This window comes from Pseudomonas sp. NPDC087697, assembly GCF_044743155.1.
Lineage (GTDB): Bacteria > Pseudomonadota > Gammaproteobacteria > Pseudomonadales > Pseudomonadaceae > Aquipseudomonas.
The window spans coordinates 3,451-28,278 of the sequence record NZ_JBIUVW010000040.1; the positions used below are offsets into that span (position 1 = coordinate 3,451).

Annotated in this window: 26 protein-coding genes; 20 read left to right on the forward strand and 6 right to left on the reverse strand. The window is 58.5% G+C overall.

What is annotated here, in order from left to right; translation table 11 throughout:
* The 8 genes from acpP to ACIPIN_RS22535 form a co-directional block, all read left to right on the forward strand.
* The coding region (acpP, locus tag ACIPIN_RS22500; RefSeq protein WP_401122438.1) for an acyl carrier protein at positions 1 to 158 on the forward strand (158 nt) is incomplete at its 5' end.
* Between the two features lie 108 nt (positions 159 to 266).
* Positions 267 to 1,511: a beta-ketoacyl-ACP synthase II gene (gene fabF, locus ACIPIN_RS22505; protein ID WP_401122264.1), complete on the forward strand. Its 1,245-nt coding sequence runs from the start codon at positions 267 to 269 to the stop codon at positions 1,509 to 1,511.
* Positions 1,511 to 2,326, forward strand: coding sequence for an aminodeoxychorismate lyase (gene pabC, locus ACIPIN_RS22510; RefSeq protein WP_401122266.1), 816 nt, complete (start codon positions 1,511 to 1,513; stop codon positions 2,324 to 2,326). Before fabF ends, pabC begins: the two co-directional genes overlap by 1 nt.
* A 3-nt stretch (positions 2,327 to 2,329) precedes the next feature.
* Complete coding sequence (gene mltG / locus ACIPIN_RS22515) at positions 2,330 to 3,502, forward strand: endolytic transglycosylase MltG (RefSeq protein ID WP_401122269.1); 1,173 nt, start codon at positions 2,330 to 2,332, stop codon at positions 3,500 to 3,502.
* Between the two features lie 19 nt (positions 3,503 to 3,521).
* The gene (gene tmk / locus ACIPIN_RS22520) at positions 3,522 to 4,154 is read left to right on the forward strand and encodes a dTMP kinase (RefSeq protein WP_401122272.1); all 633 of its coding nucleotides are present in this window, start codon (positions 3,522 to 3,524) and stop codon (positions 4,152 to 4,154) included.
* Positions 4,147 to 5,133: a DNA polymerase III subunit delta' gene (locus ACIPIN_RS22525; RefSeq protein ID WP_401122275.1), complete on the forward strand. Its 987-nt coding sequence runs from the start codon at positions 4,147 to 4,149 to the stop codon at positions 5,131 to 5,133. The genes tmk and ACIPIN_RS22525 overlap by 8 nt, the downstream gene beginning before the upstream one ends.
* Before the next feature lie 42 nt (positions 5,134 to 5,175).
* Entirely contained in the window at positions 5,176 to 5,532 is a 357-nt protein-coding gene (locus ACIPIN_RS22530; protein WP_401122278.1) for a PilZ domain-containing protein, read from the forward strand.
* A 12-nt stretch (positions 5,533 to 5,544) separates the two neighbouring features.
* Positions 5,545 to 6,333, forward strand: a complete 789-nt coding sequence (locus ACIPIN_RS22535; protein ID WP_401122280.1) for a TatD family hydrolase — start codon at positions 5,545 to 5,547, stop codon at positions 6,331 to 6,333.
* Positions 6,334 to 6,572: 239 nt separating this feature from the next.
* Here the strand turns inward: ACIPIN_RS22535 and ACIPIN_RS22540 are convergent, their stop codons facing one another.
* The gene (locus tag ACIPIN_RS22540) at positions 6,573 to 7,706 is read right to left on the reverse strand and encodes an aminotransferase class V-fold PLP-dependent enzyme (protein WP_401122283.1); all 1,134 of its coding nucleotides are present in this window, start codon (positions 7,704 to 7,706) and stop codon (positions 6,573 to 6,575) included.
* A gap of 79 nt (positions 7,707 to 7,785) precedes the next feature.
* On the opposite strand from ACIPIN_RS22540, the gene ACIPIN_RS22545 reads away from it, so the two are divergent.
* The 4 genes from ACIPIN_RS22545 (at position 7,786) to ACIPIN_RS22560 (ending at position 10,964) form a co-directional block, all read left to right on the forward strand.
* Positions 7,786 to 8,424 carry a TetR/AcrR family transcriptional regulator gene (locus ACIPIN_RS22545; protein ID WP_019689364.1) on the forward strand — a complete coding sequence of 213 codons (639 nt, stop codon included), beginning with the start codon at positions 7,786 to 7,788 and terminating at the stop codon, positions 8,422 to 8,424.
* Between the two features lie 140 nt (positions 8,425 to 8,564).
* Positions 8,565 to 9,533 (forward strand): GTP 3',8-cyclase MoaA, encoded by a 969-nt coding sequence (locus ACIPIN_RS22550; protein ID WP_401122286.1) that lies wholly within the window; start codon positions 8,565 to 8,567, stop codon positions 9,531 to 9,533.
* 247 nt (positions 9,534 to 9,780) lie between these two features.
* Positions 9,781 to 10,386, forward strand: coding sequence for a DUF4823 domain-containing protein (locus tag ACIPIN_RS22555; RefSeq protein WP_401122289.1), 606 nt, complete (start codon positions 9,781 to 9,783; stop codon positions 10,384 to 10,386).
* Between the two features lie 17 nt (positions 10,387 to 10,403).
* Positions 10,404 to 10,964 carry a DUF1285 domain-containing protein gene (locus ACIPIN_RS22560; RefSeq protein WP_401122292.1) on the forward strand — a complete coding sequence of 187 codons (561 nt, stop codon included), beginning with the start codon at positions 10,404 to 10,406 and terminating at the stop codon, positions 10,962 to 10,964.
* 62 nt (positions 10,965 to 11,026) lie between these two features.
* Here the strand turns inward: ACIPIN_RS22560 and ACIPIN_RS22565 are convergent, their stop codons facing one another.
* From ACIPIN_RS22565 to ACIPIN_RS22575, 3 genes are all read right to left on the reverse strand, one after another.
* Entirely contained in the window at positions 11,027 to 11,899 is an 873-nt protein-coding gene (locus ACIPIN_RS22565; protein WP_401122295.1) for an esterase/lipase family protein, read from the reverse strand.
* A 126-nt stretch (positions 11,900 to 12,025) separates the two neighbouring features.
* Positions 12,026 to 13,246, reverse strand: a complete 1,221-nt coding sequence (locus ACIPIN_RS22570; RefSeq protein WP_401122298.1) for an MFS transporter — start codon at positions 13,244 to 13,246, stop codon at positions 12,026 to 12,028.
* 112 nt (positions 13,247 to 13,358) lie between these two features.
* Entirely contained in the window at positions 13,359 to 14,024 is a 666-nt protein-coding gene (locus tag ACIPIN_RS22575; RefSeq protein ID WP_401122301.1) for an HD domain-containing protein, read from the reverse strand.
* 122 nt (positions 14,025 to 14,146) lie between these two features.
* Here ACIPIN_RS22575 and ACIPIN_RS22580 point away from each other — a divergent pair, with 122 nt between their 5' ends.
* Positions 14,147 to 14,629 (forward strand): GNAT family N-acetyltransferase, encoded by a 483-nt coding sequence (locus ACIPIN_RS22580; protein WP_216743236.1) that lies wholly within the window; start codon positions 14,147 to 14,149, stop codon positions 14,627 to 14,629.
* Between the two features lie 205 nt (positions 14,630 to 14,834).
* Here the strand turns inward: ACIPIN_RS22580 and ACIPIN_RS22585 are convergent, their stop codons facing one another.
* Positions 14,835 to 15,887 carry an NAD(P)-dependent alcohol dehydrogenase gene (locus tag ACIPIN_RS22585; RefSeq protein WP_401122304.1) on the reverse strand — a complete coding sequence of 351 codons (1,053 nt, stop codon included), beginning with the start codon at positions 15,885 to 15,887 and terminating at the stop codon, positions 14,835 to 14,837.
* 180 nt (positions 15,888 to 16,067) lie between these two features.
* Here ACIPIN_RS22585 and ACIPIN_RS22590 point away from each other — a divergent pair, with 180 nt between their 5' ends.
* Positions 16,068 to 16,958: an AraC family transcriptional regulator N-terminal domain-containing protein gene (locus tag ACIPIN_RS22590; protein WP_401122307.1), complete on the forward strand. Its 891-nt coding sequence runs from the start codon at positions 16,068 to 16,070 to the stop codon at positions 16,956 to 16,958.
* A gap of 183 nt (positions 16,959 to 17,141) precedes the next feature.
* On the opposite strand, the gene ACIPIN_RS22595 is transcribed toward ACIPIN_RS22590, so the two are convergent.
* Positions 17,142 to 18,806, reverse strand: a complete 1,665-nt coding sequence (locus ACIPIN_RS22595) for an electron transfer flavoprotein-ubiquinone oxidoreductase (RefSeq protein WP_401122310.1) — start codon at positions 18,804 to 18,806, stop codon at positions 17,142 to 17,144.
* 558 nt (positions 18,807 to 19,364) lie between these two features.
* Between ACIPIN_RS22595 and ACIPIN_RS22600 the strand changes: the two genes are divergently transcribed.
* The 6 genes from ACIPIN_RS22600 (at position 19,365) to ACIPIN_RS22625 (ending at position 24,779) form a co-directional block, all read left to right on the forward strand.
* Positions 19,365 to 20,114, forward strand: a complete 750-nt coding sequence (locus tag ACIPIN_RS22600) for an electron transfer flavoprotein subunit beta/FixA family protein (protein ID WP_401122313.1) — start codon at positions 19,365 to 19,367, stop codon at positions 20,112 to 20,114.
* Between the two features lie 2 nt (positions 20,115 to 20,116).
* Positions 20,117 to 21,046: an electron transfer flavoprotein subunit alpha/FixB family protein gene (locus ACIPIN_RS22605; protein ID WP_401122315.1), complete on the forward strand. Its 930-nt coding sequence runs from the start codon at positions 20,117 to 20,119 to the stop codon at positions 21,044 to 21,046.
* Positions 21,047 to 21,128: 82 nt separating this feature from the next.
* Positions 21,129 to 21,953, forward strand: a complete 825-nt coding sequence (locus tag ACIPIN_RS22610) for a substrate-binding periplasmic protein (protein ID WP_401122318.1) — start codon at positions 21,129 to 21,131, stop codon at positions 21,951 to 21,953.
* Between the two features lie 9 nt (positions 21,954 to 21,962).
* Positions 21,963 to 22,319, forward strand: coding sequence for a DUF4398 domain-containing protein (locus tag ACIPIN_RS22615; RefSeq protein WP_401122321.1), 357 nt, complete (start codon positions 21,963 to 21,965; stop codon positions 22,317 to 22,319).
* Positions 22,316 to 23,128, forward strand: coding sequence for an OmpA family protein (locus ACIPIN_RS22620; RefSeq protein WP_401122324.1), 813 nt, complete (start codon positions 22,316 to 22,318; stop codon positions 23,126 to 23,128). Before ACIPIN_RS22615 ends, ACIPIN_RS22620 begins: the two co-directional genes overlap by 4 nt.
* Before the next feature lie 211 nt (positions 23,129 to 23,339).
* Positions 23,340 to 24,779: a PLP-dependent aminotransferase family protein gene (locus ACIPIN_RS22625; RefSeq protein WP_401122327.1), complete on the forward strand. Its 1,440-nt coding sequence runs from the start codon at positions 23,340 to 23,342 to the stop codon at positions 24,777 to 24,779.
* Positions 24,780 to 24,828: the final 49 nt, after the last annotated feature.

Consider the following 24,828-nt stretch of genomic DNA (forward strand, 5'->3'; position numbering starts at 1 on the left):
CGTCCCTCGTTGACGACCTGGGTGCCGACTCCCTTGACACCGTTGAGCTGGTGATGGCTCTGGAAGAGGAATTCGAGACCGAAATTCCTGACGAAGAAGCTGAGAAGATCACTACTGTACAAGCTGCCATCGACTACGTTACTAGCCATCAGGCGTAATAGTTGTAGCCGTTGTTAGCTGTCATGGAAAAACCGCACTGCCATCACGGCGTGCGGTTTTTTCTTTAGGCCTGATGCAAAGTCGTCATTTGAAAAAAGGAGAGTGCTGTGTCGCGTAGACGCGTCGTAGTCACCGGTATGGGTATGTTGTCGCCACTGGGCACGGATGTGCCGAGCAGCTGGCAGGGTATTCTGGCTGGCCGCAGTGGCATTGGTCTGATCGAACACACCGACCTTTCTGCCTATTCCACCCATTTTGGCGGCTCGGTAAAGGGCTTCAATGTCGAGGAATACCTGTCGGTCAAGGAAGCTCGCAAACTCGACCTGTTCATTCAATACGGTCTGGCAGCAGGGTTTCAGGCAGTGCGTAACGCTGGCCTGGAAGTCACCGACGCCAACCGTGAACGCATCGGCGTGGCCATGGGCTCGGGTATTGGCGGTCTGACCAATATCGAAGAAACCAGCCGCACGCTGCATGATTCAGGGCCACGGCGAATTTCTCCGTTTTTCGTGCCGGGCTCGATCATCAATATGATTTCCGGTTTCCTGTCCATCCATCTGGGTGCGCAGGGGCCTAACTACGCCATTTCGACAGCCTGTACCACCGGTACGCACTGCATCGGGATGGCGGCGCGCAACATTGCCTACGGCGAAGCCGACGTGATGATTGCCGGTGGTGCCGAAATGGCTGCTTGCGGTCTGGGCATGGGCGGCTTTGCTGCTGCTCGTGCACTGTCGACCCGCAATGACGAGCCGACCCGCGCCAGCCGTCCATGGGACAAGGGCCGTGATGGCTTTGTGTTGTCCGACGGTGCGGGTGCATTGGTGCTCGAAGAGCTGGAGCACGCCAAGGCGCGTGGTGCGACCATTTACGCCGAGCTGATTGGCTTTGGCATGAGTGGCGATGCGTACCACATGACCTCACCACCGGCCGATGGCGCCGGCGCCGCACGTTGCATCGTCAACGCGCTGCGTGATGCCAAGCTGAATGTCGACCAGGTGCAGTACATCAATGCCCACGGCACCTCGACTTCGGCCGGCGACCTAGCCGAAGCCTGCGCAATCAAGTCGGTGTTTGGTGATCACGCCTACAAGCTGGCGGTTAGTTCGACCAAGTCCATGACCGGTCACCTGTTGGGGGCGGCGGGCGCGGTTGAGGCGATCTTCAGTGTGTTGGCCATCAACGGTCAGGTGGCGCCACCGACCATCAACCTCGATGAGCCGGATGAAGGTTGCGACCTTGATTTCGTGCCGCACACTGCGCGCGACATGGAGATCGATGTGGTGCTGTCCAACTCGTTCGGTTTTGGCGGTACCAATGGCTCGCTGGTGTTCCGTCGGTTCGTTGATTGATGGAGAGCTGGGTCGACGGTCAGCCGGCTGACGCACTGTCGCTAAAAGACCGCGGCCTGGCGTATGGCGATGGTCTGTTCGAGACCATCGCCGTCAAGGGCGGGCAGCCACTGCTGCTGGATCGGCATTTGAGTCGTCTGGCCGATGGTTGTTCGCGTTTGGCGATTAACGCGGATTACACGTTGATTCGCAGTGAGCTGCTGACATACGCCGCCGCTCTTGGCGAAGGCGTGCTCAAACTTATCCTCACCCGCGGCGATAGCCAGCGTGGTTATGCGGTCGATCCTTCGGTGTCGCCGCGACGTATTCTGCAAGGCAATCCTCCTGCTGCTTATCCGGCGGCCCATGCGCAGCAAGGTATTCGGTTGTTCCCCTGCACCACACGACTTTCCGAGCAACCGCTACTTGCCGGCCTCAAACACCTCAATCGTCTCGAGCAGGTTATTGCCCGTTCAGAATGGCAGGATACCGAGCACGCCGAAGGTTTGATGCTGGATCTTCAGGGGCGAGTGATCGAAGGTGTTTTCAGCAATCTGTTCCTGGTGCGCGATGGCGCGTTGCTGACGGCTGATCTGAGTCGTTGCGGCGTGGCCGGAGTGATGCGCGCCGAACTCTTGTCCCAGGCCGAGTTGCTGGGGATTCCCGCATACGTCACAGACATCAGCCTTGATCAACTGCGACAGGCTGATGAAGTTTTCGTCTGCAACAGCGTGTACGGTATCTGGCCGGCACGCGCTTATGCTGCGCTGAGCTGGCCGGTTGGGCCGCTCACCCGTAAACTGCAAGGCATTGCCCGCGCGCTACTGGATGCTTGATTCGTGAGACGTAAACTCTTGCTGCTGCTGGAAATCGGACTGGTTCTGGCGGGACTGCTGCTGGGCGCTTCGGCCTGGAAGATCAATTCGGCGCTGGAACAGCCACTCAACATTACTCAGGAAGAGTTACTGGATGTACAGAACGGCTCGACACCGTCCGGGACCTTCAATCGCCTGGAAACCGACGGCGTGCTTCAGGACGCCTTTTGGTTGCGCCTGTACTGGCGCTTGAACCTTGCCGCACAGCCGCTGCACAGCGGTGAATACCGCATGCTGCCGGGCATGAGTGCGCAGGGGCTGATCGGTCTTTGGCAGCGCGGCGAAGTGGTTCAGTACAGCCTGACCCTGGTCGAGGGCTGGAACTTCCGCCAGGTCCGAGCGGCGCTGGCAAAAAATGACAAACTCGAACAAACCCTCGCGGGTCTGAGCGACAGCGACGTGATGAGCAAGCTTGGTCACGTTGGAGTGTTTCCGGAAGGCCGGTTTTTTCCAGATACCTATCGTTTTGTGCGTGGCATGACCGATGTCGATCTGCTGGAAAAAGCCTACGAGCGCCTCGACGAAGTCCTTGCAAAAGAGTGGAGTAAACGCTCCCCTGACGCGCCCTACACCGAGCCCTATCAGGCGCTGATCATGGCCTCGCTGGTGGAGAAGGAGACCGGTGTGCCGCAAGAGCGAGGGCAGATTGCCGGGGTATTCGTTCGGCGGATGCAGATCGGCATGTTGCTGCAAACCGATCCGACCGTAATTTATGGTCTGGGCGAGCGCTACAATGGCAAGCTGACTCGCGCCCACCTGAAAGAACCGACGCCCTATAACACGTATATGATCGCCGGGCTGCCGCCGACACCGATTGCCATGGTCGGCCGTGAAGCGATTCATGCGGCGCTGAATCCGGCGTCCGGCAGCAGTTTGTATTTCGTTGCGCGCGGTGACGGCAGTCATGCGTTTTCCGACGATCTGGATGCCCACAACAATGCCGTGCGCGAGTACCAGATCAAGCGACGCGCCGATTATCGCTCCAGCCCCGCGCCGGCCAATGGGGCTGCGACGCCTGATGCTCAGGCACCGATTGCTCCAGCGTCACCTGACACGACTCCAGAGGCGGTACCGCAACTGCCGCCATCGCAACCGGCTCCAGCACCGAGTGCCGATGAGCCGCAAAGCCCGCAATGACTCTGACTAAGGACTGCCTGTGACTGGCTTGTTTATTACCCTGGAAGGCCCGGAAGGCGCCGGCAAGAGCACCAATCGCGAATACCTGGCCGAGCGTTTGCGCGCCGAGGGTATCGAAGTGGTGTTGACTCGTGAGCCGGGCGGTACGCCGCTGGCCGAGCGAATCCGCGATGTGCTGCTGGCCCCGGTCGACGAGGTCATGAACCCGGATACCGAGCTGTTACTGGTGTTCGCGGCACGAGCTCAGCATTTGGCCGAGGTGATTCGCCCGGCGCTGGAGCGGGGCGCGGTGGTGTTGTGCGACCGCTTTACCGACTCCACTTACGCCTATCAGGGCGGTGGTCGCGGATTGTCGCTTGAGCGTATCGCGACCCTGGAAACCTTCGTTCAAGGCGACCTGCGCCCGGACCTGACGCTGGTGTTCGACTTGCCGATTGAAATCGGCATGGCGCGCGCGAGCGCTCGCGGTCGACTGGACCGTTTCGAGCTGGAAGGTCGAGTGTTTTTTGAGGCGGTGCGCAGCGCGTTCTTGAAGCGCGCCGAGGCTGACCCGGCGCGTTACCTGTTGGTGGACGCTTCGCAGCCGTTGGCACAGGTTCAGCAGTCGCTGGATGCCTTGATGCCGCAATTGCTGGAGCGTCACCGTGGCTGAAGCCTATCCGTGGCAAGACAGCCTTTGGCAGCAACTGGCCGGTCGGGCACAGCACGCGCACGCCTATTTACTGCATGGCCCGGCCGGGATTGGCAAGCGTGCGTTGGCCGAGCGTTTGATGGCCAGTTTGCTCTGCCAGCGTCCGACCGCCCAGGACGCCTGTGGCGAGTGCAAATCCTGCCTGCTGCTCAAGGCCGGTAGCCACCCCGATAACTACATCCTGGAGCCTGAAGAAGCCGACAAGGCGATCAAGGTCGATCAGGTTCGTGATCTGGTCAGCTTTGTGGTTCAGACCGCACAGATGGGCGGCCGCAAAGTCGTGCTGATCGAGCCAGCCGAGTCGATGAACATCAACGCCGCCAACGCCTTGCTGAAAAGCCTCGAAGAACCCTCAGGCGATACAGTGTTGCTGCTGGTCAGTCACCAGACCAGCCGTCTGCTGCCGACCATCAAGAGTCGTTGCGTGCAGCAGGCCTGCCCGTTGCCGAGCGAAGCCATGAGCCTGCAATGGCTGGCCAGGGCCTTGCCCGATTGCGCTGAAGAAGAGCGTATCGAGCTGTTGACCCTGGCCGCCGGTTCTCCGCTGGCGGCAGTGAGCTTGCAGGCTCAGGGCGTGCGTGAGCAGCGTGCGCTGGTGGTTGACGGGGTGAAGAAGTTGCTCAAGCAACAGCAATCGCCGACGCAACTGGCTGAAGGCTGGAATGCGATCCCGTTGCTGCTGTTGTTCGATTGGTTCTGCGACTGGTCGAGCCTGATTCTGCGTTATCAACTGACTCAGGACGAAGCTGGACTCGGCCTTGCCGACATGCGCAAGGTGGTGCAGTACCTGGCGCAGAAATCTTCGCAAGGTAAAGTCTTGAACATCCAGGACTGGATTCTGGCGCAGCGGCAAAAAGTCCTGAGCAAAGCCAACCTCAATCGGGTGCTGCTGCTCGAAGCCTTGCTGGTGCAGTGGGTAGGTTTGCCTACCCAGAATTGATCGGCGGCGCCTAGACTCTGGTATTCAGCAGTGGAGGTCAGCATGAACGAATCTGTCAGCCCGGGGCCGCGCAATGGCATCTTGTCCCTGACCATCAAGGACAAATCCGTGCTTTATGCGGCCTACATGCCGTTCATCAAGAACGGCGGCCTGTTTATCCCGACCAACAAAAGCTACAAGTTGGGCGACGAGGTATTCATGCTGCTGCACCTGATGGATGAACCGGAAAAGATTCCGGTGGCCGGTAAAGTGACCTGGGTTACCCCCAAGGGCGCTCAGGGTAATCGCGCCGCCGGTGTCGGTGTGCAGTTCAATGAAGGCGACAACACTGCCCGAAGCCGAATCGAAACCTATCTGGTCGGAACCCTGAAGTCCGACCGTCCCACTCATACGATGTAGTTGCAGCCTTTTATGCTCGTAGATTCCCATTGTCACCTTGACCGTCTCGACCTTGCCGCACACGACGGCTCGCTGGATGCTGCGCTGGCAGCCGCTCGTCAGCGCGGCGTAGGGCATTTTCTCTGTATCGGCGTCAGTGTCGACAACGCCAAGGACGTCAAAGCCCTTGCCGAGCGTTACGACGACGTTGATTGTTCGGTGGGTGTGCATCCGCTGGATGTTCAGCCGGGCGCCGCTCCGGCGCTGGACTGGCTGCTGCAGGAGCTCAATCACCCGCGGGTGGTGGCGATCGGAGAAACCGGTCTGGATTACCACTACGAACCAGAAGCCGCCGAGTTGCAGCAGGAATCCTTTCGTTTGCACTTGCAAGCGGCCCAGCAGACCTCCAAACCGGTGATTGTCCATACCCGTGGTGCCCGCGCCGACACGCTGAGGTTATTGCGTGAGGCCGCGTTGCCGCAGGCCGGTGTGCTGCATTGCTTCACCGAAGACTGGGAAATGGCCAAGGCCGCGCTGGATTTGGGGTTCTACATTTCGTTGTCGGGGATTGTCACTTTCCGCAATGCCGATGCCTTGCGCGATGTGGCCCGACAAGTGCCGGCGGATCGCTTGCTGGTGGAAACCGATTCGCCGTACCTGGCGCCGATCCCACATCGCGGCAAACCGAACCTGCCGCAGTATGTACGGGATGTGGCGGAGTTTCTGGCCATGTTGCGTGGCGAGTCCTACGAGCGCTTCGCCGAGCAGACCACGGAGAACTTCAAGCGGTTGTTCCCGCTGGCGCACGTCAAGTCGATTTGACAGGGGCGAGCCGGAGGCTCAAATCGCAGGCAAAAAAAACCCGGGTTCTGGGGGGGGAATCCGGGTTAAGACCATTAGGAGTAAAACAAAGGTACGCGGTCCTTTGGTACCTTCATCGACGCGCCACTTGGGGGAGATGTCACGCCGACAGTTCAAGTATTGATCAGTATTGCGCCCAGTCCAGTTTGCCCTGCCAGTTTCTTAAACAAATTTGGAATACAGGCGCTTCGCTTGAGTTCTCACTGCTTGGCGATCGACGCGACAATGGCAACAGTCTCGTCGATCACGCGCTTTTCGGTGTAGAAATGTGGTGAAAAACGAATGCCTGGACCGCGCGGGATGCAAACTACCTGCTGGGCTTTCAGGGCCTCGTAAACTGTCTGGTTATCGATGCCATCGATACTGAACGAAAAAATCCCCCCGCGCCGGGCTGGATTAAGCGGGCTGTGCAGTTTTACGCCGGGAATCGCGCTCAGACCATCCTGCAGCCATTTCACTCGCTCGGCGATCAGTGCAGCGACTTGCTCCATGCCGACTTCTTCCAATAACGACAGACTGGCTTCCAGTGCCATTGCCCCGAGCATGTTCGGGCTGCCGCATTCAAAACGGCGTGCGCTTTTGGCCGGTTCCCACTCGGTGCGGTTGTAATCGCCCATGTGCTCGAGCATATGCCAGCCGAATTCGTGCAGTTTCAGCTGTTCACGCAGTTCGCTGCGCACATAGAACACCCCCAGGCCCTCTGGCCCGAGCAGCCATTTGTGACCATCGGCCATGGCGAAGTCGCATTGATAGCTCTGGACATCGAAGGGCAGGGCGCCGAGTTGCTGGATGGCGTCGATGCAGAACAGCACGTTCTGTTGTTTGCAGCCAGCGCCCAGGCGTTGCAGGTCCAGGCGCAGACCGCTGGCGAATTGCACAGCACTCACTGACATCAGGCGGGTGCGTGGACCGCAGGCAGCCAACAAGGCACCTTCCGGGTCATCGCCTTTGAGGCTGGTCTGCACCACTTCCACGCCTTGGGAGGCTAAAGCTTCCCAGACGATGCGGTTGGAAGGAAATTCTTCATCGCTGATGACGATCTGGTCGCCGCTTTGCCACGGCAGTCCGAAGGCGACAAAAGACAACGCCTCGGAAGTATTTTTGACCAGCGCCACGTCATCCGTCGACGGTGCGTTAAGCAGGCGCGTCAGGCGTTCACGCAGGCGTTGTTCAAGCGCCATCCAGTCCGAATAGTCCCGCGCGCCCAGTAAAACGTTCTCCTGGGCGAAGCGTGACACCGCCGTGGCAGCGCGATTTGGCCAGGGTGCAACGGCCGCATGATTCAAATAACGTAGGCCCGGAGCCTGTACAAATTCATCAAGAAACGTAGTCATGGTCGGATGATCCGTGCAATTTGGCGCAAGTTAGGCATAATACGCGGCTTCGAATTTTGACCCCTACAGACCTTTTCTTATGCATAAAGAACCTCGTAAGGTCCGTGAGTTTCGTCGCCGCGAGCAAGAAATTCTCGACACCGCGCTCAAGCTGTTCCTCGAACAAGGTGAAGACAGTGTCACCGTCGAGATGATCGCTGATGCCGTGGGTATCGGCAAAGGCACCATCTACAAGCACTTCAAGTCCAAGGCGGAGATCTATCTGCGCCTGATGCTCGATTACGAGCGTGACTTGAATGAGCTGCTGCACTCTGCCGATGTCGACAAGGATAAGGAAGCCCTGTCCCGGGCCTACTTCGAATTCCGTATGCGCGATCCGCAACGTTACCGGTTGTTCGATCGCCTGGAAGAGAAGGTGGTCAAGGGCAATCAGGTGCCGGAGATGGTCGAGGAGCTGCACAAGATTCGCGCCTCCAACTTCGAACGCCTGACCTTGTTGATCAAGGGCCGTATCAGCGAAGGCAAGCTTGAAGACGTGCCGCCGTACTTCCACTACTGCGCGTCCTGGGCGCTGGTGCACGGCGCTGTTGCGCTGTATCACTCGCCGTTCTGGAGCAATGTGCTGGAAGATCAGGAAGGTTTCTTCCAGTTCCTGATGGACATCGGCGTGCGCATGGGCAACAAGCGCAAGCGCGATACCGACACGCCGAGCAGCTGACTCATTCAGCTGCCTTATTGCGCCATGTTTTCCCTGTATGGCGCAGTGCCCCAGGAATATACTCAGGCTTAGGTATTGCTAAAACTTGATTTGTGAGTCAAGTTTTAGCGCTTCCGAATCTACTTCCGCCGGAGTGATCCATGATCGTTGACCGACAAGGCAGGCGTTTCCGCAATTTGCGGGTCAGTCTGACCTCCGCCTGCAACTACGCCTGTACCTACTGCGTGCCCAACGGCAAGCGATTGGTGGCTGCGCAGGATGAACTGTCGGCCGAGGCCATGGCACGTGGGGTTGCCTATCTGATCGAAGCCGCGGGCATCGAGCGTTTGCGTATTACCGGTGGTGAGCCATTGGTGAGCCCGAAGCTTGAAGCCTTCATGACGGCTGTCGGGCAGATGGGCCTGGCGGACATCAGTTTGACCACCAACGGCCAGCTTCTGGCGAAGAAACTGCCGTTGCTTGTGGGTGCCGGGATCCGGCGGATCAACGTTTCCCTCGATACTCTGGACGCCGATGCGTTTCGCAGCATTGCGCGCGGCGGCGATCTGGCGACAGTGCTCGACGGCATGGACCAGGCACACGCTGCGGGTATGAAGATCAAGGTCAACATGGTGCCGTTGCGCGGACAGAACCTCGATCAAGTGATGCCGCTGCTCGATTATTGCCTGGAGCGCGGTTATGAATTGCGCTTCATCGAGCTGATGCGCATGGGGCATCTGGCCAGTGATTCGAACGCTTTCCTGCAGCAGTTTGTCAGCCTCAAGCAGTTGCTGAACCTGGTCGGTGAGCGCTACGAGTACCTGCAGGCCGACGCGCCGGTGGATGCGACGGCGGTGCGTTACCAAATTCCCGGGCACGGCTATTTCGGCGTGATCGCCAATGAAAGCGTGCCGTTCTGCCGCACGTGCTCGCGCTTGCGCCTGTCGTCCACTGGCTGGCTGCATGGCTGTCTGTCGTCGAGTAACCGCCACTATGTCGGTGACCTGCTGGACAAGCCGCGCCATGAAGCACTTCCGGCGCTCCAGCGTCTGCTGGTGAAGGCTTTGGGCGATAAACAGGAAGTGGCGTTTTCCGGCGGTGCGACAATCATGAAGATTATCGGCGGCTGAAAGGCTTTTGTGGCGAGGGAGCTTGCTCCCGCTGGGTCGCGAAACGGCCCAAAAAAATCCCCCCACGATCCGCCAGCGATACCACATTTGCCTGTTTTACGACGGCTGCGCCGCCGATCGGGAGCAAGCTCCCTCGCCACAGGTCTTCACTCTCAATCTGGAAATACTCATGTCCTCAAGGACTGGCGCGGAAGCTGCATCCCGCCGACATTCGCCGGTTTTCCGTCACCGGCCTCTGGAGGGTAGGATGCGTAGCCTGGTTTTGCTGCTGGCCTTTTTGGCGCTTGGCGGCTGCATGAATGTCAGCGATATGGGCGAAGGGGTTCGCTACCATATGAGCGACGCGGGTCTGCTCGATCATAGCGACAGCCGTCGTGTGAATAACCTGCGCATTCAGCCTGACTCGTTTATCTACATCGCCCAAGGCGCTTTTGCGCCACCGGGCAGTGCCTATCCGCGGCCGAACGTGGTCGCTGAAGAAGCCTTCAACGGCTTCATCGAATATTTCCCGATGGTTCGCCGCGCCCGCGCGCCTGAAGGTCTCGATACTGCCATGGGCGAGGCGCGTGCTGCTGGCGCGCATTACTTGCTCTACACCCGCTTTGCCAAGGCTGATGATCGCATCGGTAACTCGGATGAATGGATCGATCAGCAAGCCGTGGACCGTCTGGGCCTGGACAGTGGCGTGATTCAGATCATGCTGATCGAGACCAGCACCCAGTATTTGATTGATACTGCACGGATCAAGAGTCGTGGCGGTTTACTGACGTTCCACGACACCAAGCCAGAAGACCTGATCGGCGCGCCGCTTGAGCAATACGCTCGTAGCCTGCTAGGGCTGAGCGACCAGTAATTCACCAGGAGAGCAGCATGAGTGGTCCGCAAAAAGCTAACGATCTGTTGGGGCAAATCCCCAAGTCCAAAGGCTTGCCGCCGGTCCACTTATGGAATCCAGACTTCTGCGGTGACATCGACATGCGCATCGCCCGCGACGGTACCTGGTATTACCTGGGCACGCCGATCGGGCGCAAACCGATGGTCAAGCTGTTCTCCACCATCATTCGCCGCGACGGCGATGATTATTTCCTGATTACTCCGGTCGAGAAGGTCGGGATCAAGGTCGATGACGCGCCGTTTGTGGCGGTTGCACTGGAGGTTGAAGGCGAGGGCGAAGCCCAGTTGCTGCGCTTCACCACCAATGTTGATGAGCAGGCCGAGGCGGGTGCCGAGCATCTGTTGCGCGTGGTGATCGATCCGCTGACCCAGGAGCCAGCGCCCTACGTGCATGTACGCACCAACCTTGAAGCGCTGATCCATCGCAACGTGTTTTATCAACTGGTCGAACTGGCCGTGCCCCGCGAGATCGACGGGCAGCGCTGGTTGGGCGTGTGGAGTGGTGGCGAGTTCTTCCGCATCGGGCTTGAGCCGTAACGCGCTGTACTTCTGTGCTCTGGAAAACAACCCGGTGTTTAAACGGGCCGTTGCCGATGGATTTACAAGCCCTTGCTCTTGAGCCGCGCGGCATGTTCAAGATAGAGACTGACCGGGTTCACGTTCCAACTGGTGATCCCGGCCATTTGATTGACTGCGTCAAAATGGTCCATGGGGTAATCCGAGCGAATCACTTTCCCCAGGTGCGAGCTGTATCGGCCGACCAGCCCGTCGTTGGCGTCTTTCTCTTTATAAAATAACTTCGACAGCACGATGCAGTTGATATGGGTCGGATCGAGTAGTTGCGGAGCTTGAAAGTTCTGCAGAATTCCGCTCCATGAGTAGTAATACACGCCGTTTTCAATTTCGTTGCCTTCACCGCCCCAGTGTTTCGGTACCCCTTGCGGGTACTTGCGATTGAATGCAGCCAATCCTGCGCTGGTCAGCGATTCGAAAGCCGCTTGAGGGTCCACAGGGTTTTGCGGATGGCCGCTGATCAATGAAATGAAGGTGCCGACTGCGCTCAACAGGGCCAGTACGAGCGCTTCGGGCAACTCACCGGGTGTCAGTGCCTTATGCAGTTGGTCGGCAATCTCGGAGCCGTGATTGGGGCAACTGACGGAGGTGACCGACGCGACCTTTTCCGGGTGCAGTGCCGCTACGTAGCGTGCGGCCAGAGGGCCTTGGCTATGGCCTATCAGATTGACCTTGGCGGCGCTCGTTTCCCGTAAAATGCGGTTGACCTGTTCGAGCAGTTTTTCACCGCGTTCTTCATTGCCGTTGACGGCTGGAATATTGACGGTAAACACCCGAGCGCCAGAGTGTTCCAGGGCTTCCTTGATATCGAAGAAGTAGGGGTAACCGGCGATTGTATCGAAGCCGAAAAGACCGTGAACCAAAACAATCGGGTATTGCGTAGACGCATCCATGTTCATGCTTATACCTGTCGATAGCGGATTCAAGTGGAACAGATGCTATTGACTGCTTGATCTGTTGCGGCTAACCGTAGTTTACAAAGCGGGTTGGTACAAATCGCTTTGGGCAGGGCACCCTCTACCTACCTACGCCTCTTGCAGCAGCTTGTCGGCGATCGCCCAGCGCCACAGCAGGCGGCCGATGGTGATCGACCAGTTCAGCAGCGCCACCGCTAATACCGTGAGCAACAGTGTCGGCAGACCGTGCTCGACGATGATCTTGCCAGCCAGTAAGGGAAAGCCAAACACGCCCACGAAGTAGCCGAGACTGAACAGCAACAAGGCTTGGGAAGTGCTGCCTGCCGGTGCTTCATTGGCGGCCAGGCCGTTGATCACCGAGTAGGTCAGCCCGTAACCGATGCCCAGCACCGCGGCGGCCATCAAGTAAGTGAAGGCATCGTCGACCACGAAGCGGAACATCAAAATCGACACCACCATCAGCCCCGACAGAATGCAGGATGCCCAATAGGGATCGCGCTTGACCACGAAGCTCGCGATCAGCATGCGGCTGGTGATCGCAGCACTCATGAAGCCGAGAAAGAACAGTGAGTAGTCCAGCGAGCGGGAAGCGGCGTAGCTGGTCTGGAAACTTGACAGACCGCCAAACACACAGCCACCGAGGCCGACCATGACGATGGGAAACAGCGCTTTGGATGACATCACTCGCGCGGCCGCAGCCCAGGAAATCCGTGAAACTGCCGCCATGCCCAACTGATTCGGGCGCTGTTTGAGCGCGACACCCAAGCGCCAGAACAATACTGCGCCGATCAGGCTCGCCAGTGCGGCGAGGTAAAACGCGCTGGTCACCGGGTAACCCAGCGCACTCGCCGCACGCCCGAGCAGCGGCCCGGAGCCGATGCCGGTCATCATGCTGCCCGAGAGCAGTGCGAAGTACTTGGCGCGTTGAGCGGGTGCCACCAGCATCGCCACGATAATCGGTCCCAAGGTGTAAAACACACCCCAGCCCAGACCCAGCGTCAGACCGAAAAACAGCAAGGTGTTGCCCAGGCCTGGGGTCAGGGCAAATCCCAGGCTGGCGAGTACCAGCAAGCTGCCAAACACGGCAATCGAACGGGCCGCACCGAGCAGGTCCGACAAATGCCCCGACAGGATCACCGCCGCGAACGTGCTGAGCATCGCCGCCGAAATCACGCTACCGGCATCATGCTCGTTACCGCCGCGTGAACTGATCAGCAGCGAGAGCAAAAAGGTCGAGCCGTAGGACAGCGAAAGCAGGTAACTGGCGAGGCAGAACAGACCAAACAGTTTTCCTGAAACGGTAGTGTCCGGGGTGTTGCGACTGGGCATGGATAAGTCTCTTTACCTGTTGGTTTTATCAGGCACTTATCTAACACAGACAGCCGCGGCGTATGTTCTGAGGTTAGCGGTTTCAGGGTTAGCAGAAAGTGGAGTAATGGCTTCAGACGGCGCTGGAGGGTAAACCGATCTCCTCGATGAGTTCGTCCATGAAGCGCTTCAGACGCTCGTGGCGTAGTTGGGCCAGACGCTTGCCAGTCGGCGTCTGGAAGCCGTTGGCCAAGTGCAAAAGCTTGGTCTGGAAGTGGTCGAGGCAAAAGCGTTTGTCGTCGTACTCGCGGGATGTTGCCGTGGGATCCTGCGGATCATACAGCGTGCTGCCCATCCGCCCGGCAATGTAAAACGTGCGCGCAACACCGAGCATGCCGAGGGAGTCGAGGCGATCGGCGTCCTGGAGAATTCTCGCTTCCAGGGTTGTCGGCTGAATGTTTGCCGAAAAACTGTGGGCTTCGATGGCGTGAGCGACTGCCGCACTTTTGTGTTCGGGCCAATTCAACTGGCTCAGGATTACCGAGGCTTTTTCTGCAGCCAGTCGCGAGGCCTGTGAACGCAGCGGCGAGTTCTTTTCCACCGCCACGCAGTCGTGCAGCAACACCGCCGCCAACAGCACTTCAGGGTCACCGCCTTCCTCGGTTTGAATCCGCTGAGCGTTACGCCACACCCGTTGTAAATGCGACAGATCGTGAGCCCCGTCCTCGGACGGCTCCAGCGCGTGGGGCAGCAAGGTTGAGGCGAGGGTTTGCAGTGGGGCGAAGGCGGCGAGGCTCATAAAAATCCTTTTGTGCAGAACACATGTGTGGCGGCGCCCGTAGATTAAGTTTTGAAGTGACATGTGACGAGCGCTGACCGCCGACATAGTATGGTGGTTTCAACTGTTCACAAGGCACGTCCATGTCGATCGAAATCCGCCCGGCCACTCCAAGCGATGCGCCACAAATTCTTGCGTTCATCACTGAGCTCGCCGACTACGAGCGTGCCCGGCATGAAGTCATCGCCAGTGTCGCCGACATCGAGCGCAGCCTGTTCAGCGAAGGCGCTACCGCTCATGGTCTGATCTGTCTGCGCGACGGTTTGCCGATTGGCTTCGCGGTGTTTTTCTTCAGCTACTCGACCTGGCTGGGCAGCAACTGCCTGTACCTCGAAGATCTCTACATCACCCCCGAACAACGCGGTGGTGGTGCCGGCAAACAACTGCTGCGCCACCTCGCAAAAATCGCCTGCGCCAACGACTGCGGCCGTTTCGAATGGAGCGTGCTGGAATGGAACACCCCGGCCATCGATTTCTACAAATCCCTCGGCGCCCAGCCGCAGGAAGAGTGGGTGCGTTATCGAATGGATGGAGCGGTGTTGCGGGAGTTTGCCGAAGGGCGTTGATTTAGCCTGATCAAACTGACTGATTAAGTCTCGAATTTACAAGACTTACTTCTCGAATGTTATGCATGTCCCTACGCCTGACTTGTTGCGGTCAGTGAATAAAAAGCCAAAAAAGTGAACACATTGAAAAAAAACAGCCAAGCTGATTCCTCTGGTTAAGGAAGTCACAGCTCGGCTATTGGTGCCGCTTCGTGCCAAGGTTCGATCAGACCTTCAAAGTCGCCATGTCAATCACGAAACGATACTTCACATCACCGGCAATCATGCGGCTGTAAGCTTCGTTGATCTGGCGGATGTCGAGTATTTCGATGTCGCAGGTAATGTTGTGCTCGGCGCAGAAATCCAGCACTTCCTGGGTTTCTGCGATACCGCCAATCAACGAGCCGGCCAGCACCCGACGACCCAGCACCAGTTTGGCGGCGTGGACGGGCGGATCGATCGGCTCGATCAGGCCGACCAGGATGTGCACGCCGTCGAAGCGCAGCGTATCGAGGTACGGGTTGAGGTCGTGCTGCACCGGAATGGTGTCGAGCAGGAAGTTGAACTGCCCGGCAGCGGCTTTCATCTGCTCGGCATCGGTGGAGACGATCACATGGTCCGCGCCCTGGCGGCGACCTTCTTCGGCCTTGCTGGCCGAGCGGGTGAACAGCGTCACTTCAGCGCCCATGGCCTTGGCGAACTTGATGCCCATGTGACCGAGACCGCCCATACCGAGAATCCCGACTTTGTCGCCGGCCTTCACGCCGTAGTGCTTGAGCGGCGAGTAGGTGGTGATGCCAGCGCAGAGGATCGGTGCAGCGCTGGCCAGATCGAGTTTTTCCGGGATGCGCAACACGAAGCGTTCGCTGACCACGATGCTGTCGGAGTAACCGCCCATGGTGTTGCTGCCGTCGACCCGGTCCGGGGTCGCGTAGGTCAAGGTCGGACCTTCGAGGCAATATTGCTCAAGGTCGGCATGGCAGGCTTCGCAGTGACGGCACGAGTCGACCATGCAACCGACGCCGACCAGATCACCCACCTTGTGGGCGGTGACATTGGCGCCGATGGCGGTGACTTTGCCGACAATCTCGTGGCCCGGCATCAGCGGGTAAACGGCGATGCCCCATTCGTTGCGAGCCTGGTGGATGTCGGAATGGCAGACGCCGCAGTAGAGAATCTCGATCGCTACGTCGTCGGCGCGTGGGCTGCGACGTTCAAAGGTCATCGGGGCGAGGGGAGTGGTGGCCGATTGGGCGGCGTAACCGATGGCGGTGTACATGGTGAACCTCGCAAAAGCAGTGACGGGTGAGGTGGGCCATTTTCCGCGTCGTCCGCTTCACCGGCCATGACGATTCCTCCGCGTCTTATGCCTATTCCTCCGGCATCCTCGGTGGATCGGTCGCATTGGCGCTCAGACCTGCGATGATGCTTTCATCCATTTTTTCGTGAAGTTTTTGCCATGCTGTTGACCCGTCATCTCGATGCCAATGCTGCGCTGGTTGCGCTGATTCAGCCGTTGGCGACCCGTGATGGTTTTGTCCCGACACGCTTGCCTGGCGTGCACGTGCTCAGAGCCAGTTGCGATGTGGCGCGCGGCCCACAGATCTATGAGCCGAGTCTGATGATCATTGCCCAAGGCAGCAAAGTCGCCTATCTGGGGGCGCGCACTTTGGAATACGGCGCTGGGCATTACCTGATTCAGGCGTTGCCGGTGCCTTTCGAATGCGAAACCTTTGCCATGGCCGATGCGCCATTGCTCGGGGTTTCGATTGCCATCGACCGGGCGCTGCTGGGTGAACTGGTGTTGGCCATGGGGCTGGTGCCTGGGCGCAACGCTCCGGCGCAAACACCCGAATCCATGACCTCGGCAGTGCTCGACGACAGCATGCGCGGATGCGTGGAGCGCTTGTTGCACTGCCTGCACGATCCGCTGGAATGTCAGGTCATGGGGCATGCGCGGTTGCGTGAGTTGTTGTTCGTGGCGTTACGGGGGCCACAGGCTAATGTATTGCGTGCACTGGTCGAACAGCAGGGGCAATTTGCCCGGGTTGCCGCATCCTTGAGTCACTTGCACGCGCATTTCACCGAGCCGCTGAACGTCGAGACTCTGGCCAGCTGCGCGAACATGAGCACGTCGACCTTTCACGAGCATTTCAAGCGCAGCACCTTGTTATCGCCGGTGCAGTATCTGAAACGCTTGCGTTTGCTCAAGGCGCAGCAGTTGTTGCTGTCGGAAGGGCTGGGGGTGGCGCAGGTTGCGCATCGGGTTGGGTATCAGAGCACGTCGCAGTTCAGTCGTGAGTACAAACGCTATTTCGAACGCAACCCGGGGGATGAGCGTGTGGCTTGATACACCGCGAATCCCTTGTGGGAGCGGGCTTGCTCGCGAAAGCGATTTATCATTCAACATGGATACCAACTGACCCACCGCCTTCGCGAGCAAGCCCGCTCCCACATTGGCTGTGTGTTGGCAGGCAAATGGCGGGCAACAAAAAGGCCCCCTTTCGGGAGCCTTGATGTTCAAGCGTAGGACTTACATGTTCGGGTAAGTCGGGCCGCCAGCACCTTCCGGCGCTACCCAGGTGATGTTCTGCGCAGGGTCCTTGATGTCACAGGTCTTGCAGTGCACGCAGTTCTGGGCGTTGATCTGGAAGCGCTTTTCGCCGTCTTCCTTGGTGATCACTTCATACACGCCAGCCGGGCAGTAACGCTGAGCAGGCTCATCGTACAGCGGCAGGTTCTTGCTGATCGGGATGCTCGCGTCGGCCAGCTTCAGGTGGCATGGTTGCTCTTCTTCGTGATTGGTACCCGAGATGAACACCGAGCTGAGTTTATCGAAGCTGAGTTTGCCGTCTGGTTTCGGGTAGTCGATCTTCTTGCAGTCGGCCGCCAGCTTGAGGCAGGCGTAGTCCGGCTTGGTGTCATGCAAGGTGAACGGCAGTTTGCCGCCGAAGATGTTCTGGTCGAGCCAGTTGAAACCGCCACCAACGATCGCGCCGTATTTGTGGATCGCCGGGCCGAAGTTGCGGCTGGCGAACAGTTCTTCGTAGAGCCAGCTGGCTTTGAACGATTCAACGTAGCTGTTCAGTTCATCAGCGCCTTCGGAGCCTGCGAACAGGGCATCGGCCACGGCGTCAGCGGCGAGCATGCCGGACTTCATCGCGGTGTGGCTGCCTTTGATCTTGGCGAAGTTCAGGGTGCCGAGGTCGCAACCGATCAGCGCACCGCCCTTGAAGACCATCTTCGGCAGCGAGTTCAGGCCACCTTTGCAGATTGCGCGAGCGCCGTAGCTGATGCGCTTGCCGCCTTCCAGGTACTGCTTGAGCACCGGGTGATGCTTGAGACGCTGGAACTCGTCGAATGGCGACAGGTAGGTGTTGCTGTAGGACAGGTCAACGATCAGGCCGACTACCACCTGGTTGTTTTCCAGGTGATAGAGGAACGAGCCACCGGTGTTTTCGGTGCCCATGATATCCAGCGGCCAACCGGCGGTGTGCACCACCAGGCCTGGCTGATGCTTGGCCGGGTCTATTTCCCAGATTTCTTTCAGGCCGATGCCGTAGTGCTGGGCGTCGGCATCGGTGTCGAGGTTGAAGCGCTTGATCAGTTGCTTGCCGATGTGGCCACGGCAGCCTTCGGCGAACAGCGTGTACTTGCCACGCAGTTCCATGCCTGGGGTGTACAGGCCTTCTTTCGGATTGCCTTCACGGTCAACGCCCAGGTCGCCGGTGATGATCCCGCGAACAACGCCGTTTTCGTCGAATAGCGCTTCCTGAGCGGCGAAGCCTGGGTAGATCTCTACGCCCAGGTTCTCGGCCTGCTGAGCCAGCCAGCGGCACAGGTTGCCCAGGGAGATGATGTAGTTGCCTTCGTTGTGCATGGTCTTGGGCACAAAGAGGTCTGGAATCTTGATCGCGCCATCGGCGTTCTTGAGAACGAAGATGTCATCGCGAGTGACCGGAGTGTTCAGCGGTGCGCCGAGTTCTTTCCAGTCAGGGAACAATTCATTCAGGGCCCGAGGTTCGAACACCGCGCCAGACAGAATGTGAGCGCCGACTTCGGAGCCTTTTTCGACCACGCAGACGCTAATTTCCTTACCGGCTTCGGCGGCCTTCTGCTTCAATCGGCAGGCGGCGGAAAGACCAGCGGGGCCGGCACCGACGATGACCACGTCGAATTCCATGTATTCGCGTTCCACAGGTTATCTCCTACTCAAGGCTCAACAGTTTTTTTCTAATTGGAGGTTTGGTGTCGCATCCATGAATTCCTCCGACAGGCGGGGGAAGGGACAATCGATGAACCACCTTTCTCTCTAGGTGGCGCATTATATCTACACCACTCTCAGCGTCCAATACAAACGTTTGTTTGAATTTGCTCCAGGCCAGAGAAATCAAAGAAGCGCGGCTTATAACTGGCCATTTTGGCGTATTGACCGGAATAGGCGTTCCGGTCAAGATACGGGCGGTTTTGCGCTCGCCGTAGGCTGACTGTTGGTTTCAAGAGCACCTCTAAAAACAGGGCGAAGGCAGTACAAGGTGACGCGCAGCGCAGGTTTGGCGCGAAGTTTACACGCCGCGGCAAAGAATGACTCGTTAGTCACCACTGACGAACGGTCATCACTCCCGTGAGCAGGTCATCTGTCTGCCGTTAAAAGAGTAAGCGCCGACGTTTTTAGAGGTGCCCTTGTGCCCGATGAGCATCAACCGCCAGGTTCGCCTAGGCGACTTTCTTTTCACCGGAGAGTAACGAGGAATCCATGAAGGTTCTTGTAGCTGTCAAACGAGTGGTCGACTATAACGTCAAGGTTCGCGTCAAAGCGGACAACTCCGGCGTCGATCTCGCTAACGTCAAGATGTCGATGAACCCTTTCTGCGAAATCGCAGTGGAAGAAGCCGTACGCCTGAAAGAGAAAGGTGTTGCGACTGAAATCGTCGTCGTCTCCATCGGCCCGTCCACCGCTCAAGAGCAACTGCGCACCGCGCTGGCTCTGGGTGCCGACCGCGCCATCCTCGTCGAATCCGCCGAAGACCTGACTTCCCTGGCCGTTGCCAAGCTGCTCAAGGCTGTTGTCGACAAGGAACAGCCTTCGTTGGTGATCCTTGGCAAACAAGCCATCGACAGTGACAACAACCAGACTGGCCAGATGCTCGCTGCACTGAGCGGTTACGGTCAGGGCACCTTCGCCTCGAAAGTCGAAGTCACTGGCGACAAAGTTGCCGTGACCCGCGAAATCGACGGCGGCGCGCAGACGGTTTCCCTGAAACTGCCAGCCATCGTCACCACCGACCTGCGTTTGAACGAGCCGCGCTACGCGTCCCTGCCAAACATCATGAAAGCCAAGAAGAAGCCTCTCGAAGTGCTGACTCCGGACGCTTTGGGCGTTTCCACCGCCTCCACCAACAAGACCGTGAAAGTCGAAGCGCCTGCTGCACGCAGCGCGGGTATCAAGGTCAAGTCGGTGGCTGAACTGGTTGAGAAACTGAAAAACGAAGCGAAGGTAATCTAATCATGACTATCTTGGTAATCGCTGAACACGACAACAAAGTAGTGGCCCCGGCCACGCTGAACACCGTTGCCGCTGCCGCTAAAATCGGTGGTGATATCCACGTTCTGGTTGCAGGTCAGGGCGTTGGCGCTGTAGCTGAAGCTGCCGCGAAAATCGCTGGCGTAGCCAAAGTGCTGGTAGCCGACAACGCTGCTTACGCTCATCAGCTGCCAGAAAACGTTGCTCCTCTGGTAGCTGAATTGGGTGCTGGCTACAGCCACATCCTGGCTGCCGCGACTTCCAACGGCAAAAACATCCTGCCGCGCGTTGCCGCTCAGCTGGACGTTGACCAGATCTCCGAGATCATCTCGGTAGAAAGCGCTGACACCTTCAAGCGCCCAATCTACGCCGGTAACGCCATCGCTACCGTTCAGTCCAACGCTGCGGTCAAAGTCATCACCGTGCGTGCTACCGGTTTCGACCCGGTTGCTGCGCAAGGTGGTTCGGCTGCCGTTGAAGCGATCGCTGCTGCTCACGATGCTGGCACTTCCAGCTTCGTTGGCGAAGAGCTGGCCAAGTCCGATCGTCCGGAACTGACCGCTGCCAAAATCGTCGTTTCCGGCGGCCGCGGCATGCAGAACGGCGACAACTTCAAGCACCTGTACGCCTTGGCCGACAAGCTGGGCGCGGCTGTTGGCGCTTCCCGCGCCGCGGTCGATGCAGGTTTCGTACCGAACGACATGCAGGTCGGTCAGACCGGCAAGATCGTTGCACCACAGCTGTACATCGCCGTCGGTATCTCCGGCGCGATCCAGCACCTGGCCGGTATGAAAGACTCCAAAGTGATCGTTGCGATCAACAAGGACGAAGAAGCGCCGATCTTCCAGGTGGCCGATTACGGCCTGGTGGCGGACTTGTTCGAAGCCATCCCCGAGTTTGAGAAGCTGGTCTAATCCAGCGGCTTCACTTATAAAGAGCCCGGCCATTTGGCCGGGTTTTTTATTGTCTGCGATTTGAGTGTGGGAGAAATTCGCCATGGATTTGCGTCGCTGGAGCGGCTTGTGGCTGCTGCTGAGCCTGTCGGCTTTGCCCTTGCTCTCAATTGCCGCGGGCAAATGTGAGCGTCTGGTGGTGACCGGCAGCCCGGACGCGCCTCCGTATCTGTGGCAAGACCCGCAAGACCCGACGCACTTGATCGGTACCAGCGCCGACTTGTTGCAGCAGATGGCGGGGGAGTTGGGGGTCAAGGTTGAGTTGTTGTACGCCGGCAAGCGCTCCCAGGCGCTGGATGAAGTGCGCAGCGGGCGCATCGACATGCTGGCCGATGCGCCTCTGATGGAGAGTCAACTCGAGTCACTGGACTACATCCAGCCACCGCTGGTGGAAAACGACTATCTGGTCTGGACCCGCAAGGACTCGGTGTTGGTCTACAACGAGGCGCAGGACTTGCGCGGGCATGTTGGCGCAGTCTCGGAAAAGGCTCGTTTAACACAACCTTTCGAGACCTACGCACAAGAGCAATTGACCTTGATGAGTCTGCCGAACCTGACGCAGGTCTTTCAAAAGTTGCTACTGGGTGAAGCGGAATATGTACTCGCCGGGCGTTATGCCGGGATGGCCATGGCGCAGACATTGGGCATGGCCAGCGATGTAAAGGCGTATCCGCAACCGATCGACCAACCAGGGCTGTTCCTCGCCATTTCCCGCAACTCTGCCTGCAACGATCCATGGATACGCGGACAGTTGTCGAAAAAGATGACAGAATTGCCCGCGTCCGGCCTGACGGAGGCCGTGCTGCAGCGCAATCTGGAGCGCTGGAAAGCACACTTGCAGCAACCCGTCAGCACCCCAAAACAGTAGGGATTTTTAGTGACTCTTCGACCTCTTTTCGCTGCCCTGGCCGTTCTGGCTCTGGCGGGTTGTGCAGCCGATCCGGCGCCGAATGAACAATTGCGTTTGACCGAGCGGGCTCTGGAACAGGCCGCCGCTGTTGGGGCAACAACTGAAGATGTGCCTGAGCTGAAACTCGCTGAAGGCAAGTTCGTTCAGGCTCAGGCGGACATGACCCATCAATCATTCAAGGATGCGCGCGTGCAGGCCGAACAGGCGGAGCTGGACGCGCGTCTGGCCGAGGCCAAGGTTCTGACGTTGAAAAGTCAGGAGAAACTGAACGTGCTCAATACCCGCATCACTCGCCTGCGCAAGCAGCTGGGAGATGCCCAATGAACCTGAAAAACACAATCCTGGGTGGCTTGCTGCTGGTCGGTTGCGCGGGGCTTGCCGGCTGTGCAGGTCAACAGAGCGCGGCTGCTTTGCAACAAGCCGGTGCTGACTTTCAGAAGGTCAAGGAAGATTCGAATGTATTGCGCATCGCGCCCAAGGACGTGATTCGGGCCGGTGAATCCCTTGCCCGGGCTGATCGCCTGTCGACCTACTGGGGCAGCGGCGCGGATGTTCAGCATTACGCTTACCTGAGTCAGCGTTACAGCGAAATTGCCCGTCAACACACAGAGCAAGCGCTGAATGATGAGCGTGCGGTGAAGCTTGAGTTGGAGCGTCAGCGCCTGCAACTGGCATTGCGCGAGAACAAACTGCTCAGCGTGCAACAACAGGGTAAATGGCTCGAAGAACAAATCATCAACCTGGCCACGACCCAGACCGATCGCGGTCTGGTCATGACCTTGGGAGATGTATTGTTCGACACCGGTGAAGCCGAGCTGAAAAATTCGGCAAACCGCACCGTGCTGAAAATTGTCCAGTTCCTTCAGCTCAATCCCAAGCGTGTGGTGCGGATCGAAGGTTATACCGACAGCACAGGCGGCAAGCAGGACAACCTCCAACTGTCTCGCGACCGTGCCCAGTCAGTGGCGGACATGCTGATCGATCTGGGGATCGACGATAAACGCATTCAGGTCGAAGGCTACGGCGATGAATACCCGGTAGAGGCCAACGCTTCCGAGCGGGGGCGGGCGCAGAACCGCCGGGTCGAAATTGTGTTCTCCGATGCAAAAGGCCAGCTCGGCGCTGCCCGCTAAGGTCAGCGTTACTGGAAAACCCGGCCCCTCAGCGGTGCCGGGTTTTTTTTGCCTGCGAATTGGATCGCGCCATACCCATAAAAGCAGTACAGTTTTTGCTGTCACTGCACTGTACGGTCGACTATTGTGGCAACTGTCCCAGTACACTTCTAAACTGTTCCGGTATTGTTTCACACAAGAATAAAATGCCCGTGAAATCGAGTGCTGCGTCATGACCAATCTATTGCTCTATCAACGTATCGCTCAGCAATTGGCTGAGGATATCCGGCGTGGCGTCTATCAGCCTGGCGAGCGCGTGCCTTCAGTGCGCAAGATGAGCTCGCAGCTCAATGTCAGCCACGCGACAGTGCTTCAGGCGTATGCCAACCTCGAAGATCAAGGGCTGATTCGCGCGCGCCCGCAGTCGGGTTATTACGTCCACCAGACCCCGGCGCTGACCGCTCCGACGCCGGATATCGCGCGAGTCGAGCGTCCAGGTCTGGTCACGCGCAGCAGCATCATTCAGCAAGTGTTGGTCGAGTCGCGTCGTGAAGGGGTGTTCCCGCTAGGCGCGGCGGTGCCCAGCGTCGACTACCTGCCGGTCCGGGCGCTGCACCAGCAATTGGCCAAGGTCACGCGGTTTCACAGCCCGCGGGCGTTCAGTTACATGTTCAGCCCGGGCTTTGAGCCGCTGCGTCGTCAGGTGGCGATCCGCATGCGTGATGCCGGCGTAGTGGTCGACCCTTCAGAAGTAGTCATCACCCATGGTTGCGTCGATGCGCTGCAAATGTCGTTGCGCGTCCTGACGCGTCCCGGCGATCTGATCGCAGCGGAGTCGCCGACCTACTACGGCCTGTTGCAACTCGCCGACTTGCTGGGTCTCAAAGTCATCGAGATTCCCAGCGACCCGGCGACGGGCATGAGCCTGGAAGCCTTGCAGTTGGCCGCCAACCAGTGGTCGATCAAGGCGTTGGTTCTGACCACCCGACTGAGCAACCCGCTGGGTGGCACCATGCCGGAAGAGCGGCAGAAGCAGCTGCTGCGCCTGGCTTCGGACTTCGATATCCAGGTTGTCGAAGACGATATTTACGGCGAGTTGATGTTCGAGCAGGGCCGCACCAAATCGTTGAAAGCCTATGACCGACTGGATCGGGTCATCTATTGCTCAAGTTTCTCCAAGACTCTGTCACCCGGTGTGCGTATCGGCTGGATGATTGCTGGCAAGTACCAGCAGGAAATCCAGCGATTGCAGACCTTCAGTACTCATTCGGCGTGCAGCGTGACGCAGATGGGGATCGCGGCCTATCTGGAGAACGGCGGCTACGATCGACACTTGCGCTACATTCGTCAGGAATACCGCAAAAATCTCAGCGCTTTTCAGCTGGCGGTGCAGCAGTATTTCCCTGAGGGAACGCAGATGACCCGGCCCACGGGTGGCTTCATTCTGTGGGTCAGCCTGCCGGGGCGGGTCAATACGCAGGAACTGCATGTACGTGCGTTGCAGCAGGGCATCAGTATCGCGCCAGGGCTTATTTTCAGTAACACCGAGCAGTTCAATCACTGCATTCGCTTGAACTGCGGAACGCCGTGGAATCGTGAAGCCGAGCGGGCGCTGATGACACTCGGGATGCTGGCTACTCAGCTGTGTCAGGAGACCGCTGGCGGTTTTTGACGCGGACCAGAGGGCGGGTTGTTATGCGAGCTTGTCAGAGACCTTCCAA

Coding starts and splice junctions, on each gene's coding strand:
- ACIPIN_RS22550 (WP_401122286.1), top strand. CDS start 8,565: ATGATCGTTGACCGACAAGGCAGGCGTTTCCGCAATTTGCGGGTCAGT.
- pabC (WP_401122266.1), top strand. CDS start 1,511: ATGGAGAGCTGGGTCGACGGTCAGCCGGCTGACGCACTGTCGCTAAAA.
- ACIPIN_RS22570 (WP_401122298.1), bottom strand. CDS start 13,246: ATGCCCAGTCGCAACACCCCGGACACTACCGTTTCAGGAAAACTGTTT.
- ACIPIN_RS22545 (WP_019689364.1), top strand. CDS start 7,786: ATGCATAAAGAACCTCGTAAGGTCCGTGAGTTTCGTCGCCGCGAGCAA.
- ACIPIN_RS22560 (WP_401122292.1), top strand. CDS start 10,404: ATGAGTGGTCCGCAAAAAGCTAACGATCTGTTGGGGCAAATCCCCAAG.
- ACIPIN_RS22565 (WP_401122295.1), bottom strand. CDS start 11,899: ATGAACATGGATGCGTCTACGCAATACCCGATTGTTTTGGTTCACGGT.
- ACIPIN_RS22600 (WP_401122313.1), top strand. CDS start 19,365: ATGAAGGTTCTTGTAGCTGTCAAACGAGTGGTCGACTATAACGTCAAG.
- ACIPIN_RS22585 (WP_401122304.1), bottom strand. CDS start 15,887: ATGTACACCGCCATCGGTTACGCCGCCCAATCGGCCACCACTCCCCTC.
- ACIPIN_RS22580 (WP_216743236.1), top strand. CDS start 14,147: ATGTCGATCGAAATCCGCCCGGCCACTCCAAGCGATGCGCCACAAATT.
- ACIPIN_RS22605 (WP_401122315.1), top strand. CDS start 20,117: ATGACTATCTTGGTAATCGCTGAACACGACAACAAAGTAGTGGCCCCG.
- ACIPIN_RS22575 (WP_401122301.1), bottom strand. CDS start 14,024: ATGAGCCTCGCCGCCTTCGCCCCACTGCAAACCCTCGCCTCAACCTTG.
- ACIPIN_RS22625 (WP_401122327.1), top strand. CDS start 23,340: ATGACCAATCTATTGCTCTATCAACGTATCGCTCAGCAATTGGCTGAG.
- ACIPIN_RS22590 (WP_401122307.1), top strand. CDS start 16,068: ATGCTGTTGACCCGTCATCTCGATGCCAATGCTGCGCTGGTTGCGCTG.
- ACIPIN_RS22540 (WP_401122283.1), bottom strand. CDS start 7,706: ATGACTACGTTTCTTGATGAATTTGTACAGGCTCCGGGCCTACGTTAT.
- ACIPIN_RS22620 (WP_401122324.1), top strand. CDS start 22,316: ATGAACCTGAAAAACACAATCCTGGGTGGCTTGCTGCTGGTCGGTTGC.
- ACIPIN_RS22610 (WP_401122318.1), top strand. CDS start 21,129: ATGGATTTGCGTCGCTGGAGCGGCTTGTGGCTGCTGCTGAGCCTGTCG.
- ACIPIN_RS22530 (WP_401122278.1), top strand. CDS start 5,176: ATGAACGAATCTGTCAGCCCGGGGCCGCGCAATGGCATCTTGTCCCTG.
- ACIPIN_RS22535 (WP_401122280.1), top strand. CDS start 5,545: ATGCTCGTAGATTCCCATTGTCACCTTGACCGTCTCGACCTTGCCGCA.
- ACIPIN_RS22555 (WP_401122289.1), top strand. CDS start 9,781: ATGCGTAGCCTGGTTTTGCTGCTGGCCTTTTTGGCGCTTGGCGGCTGC.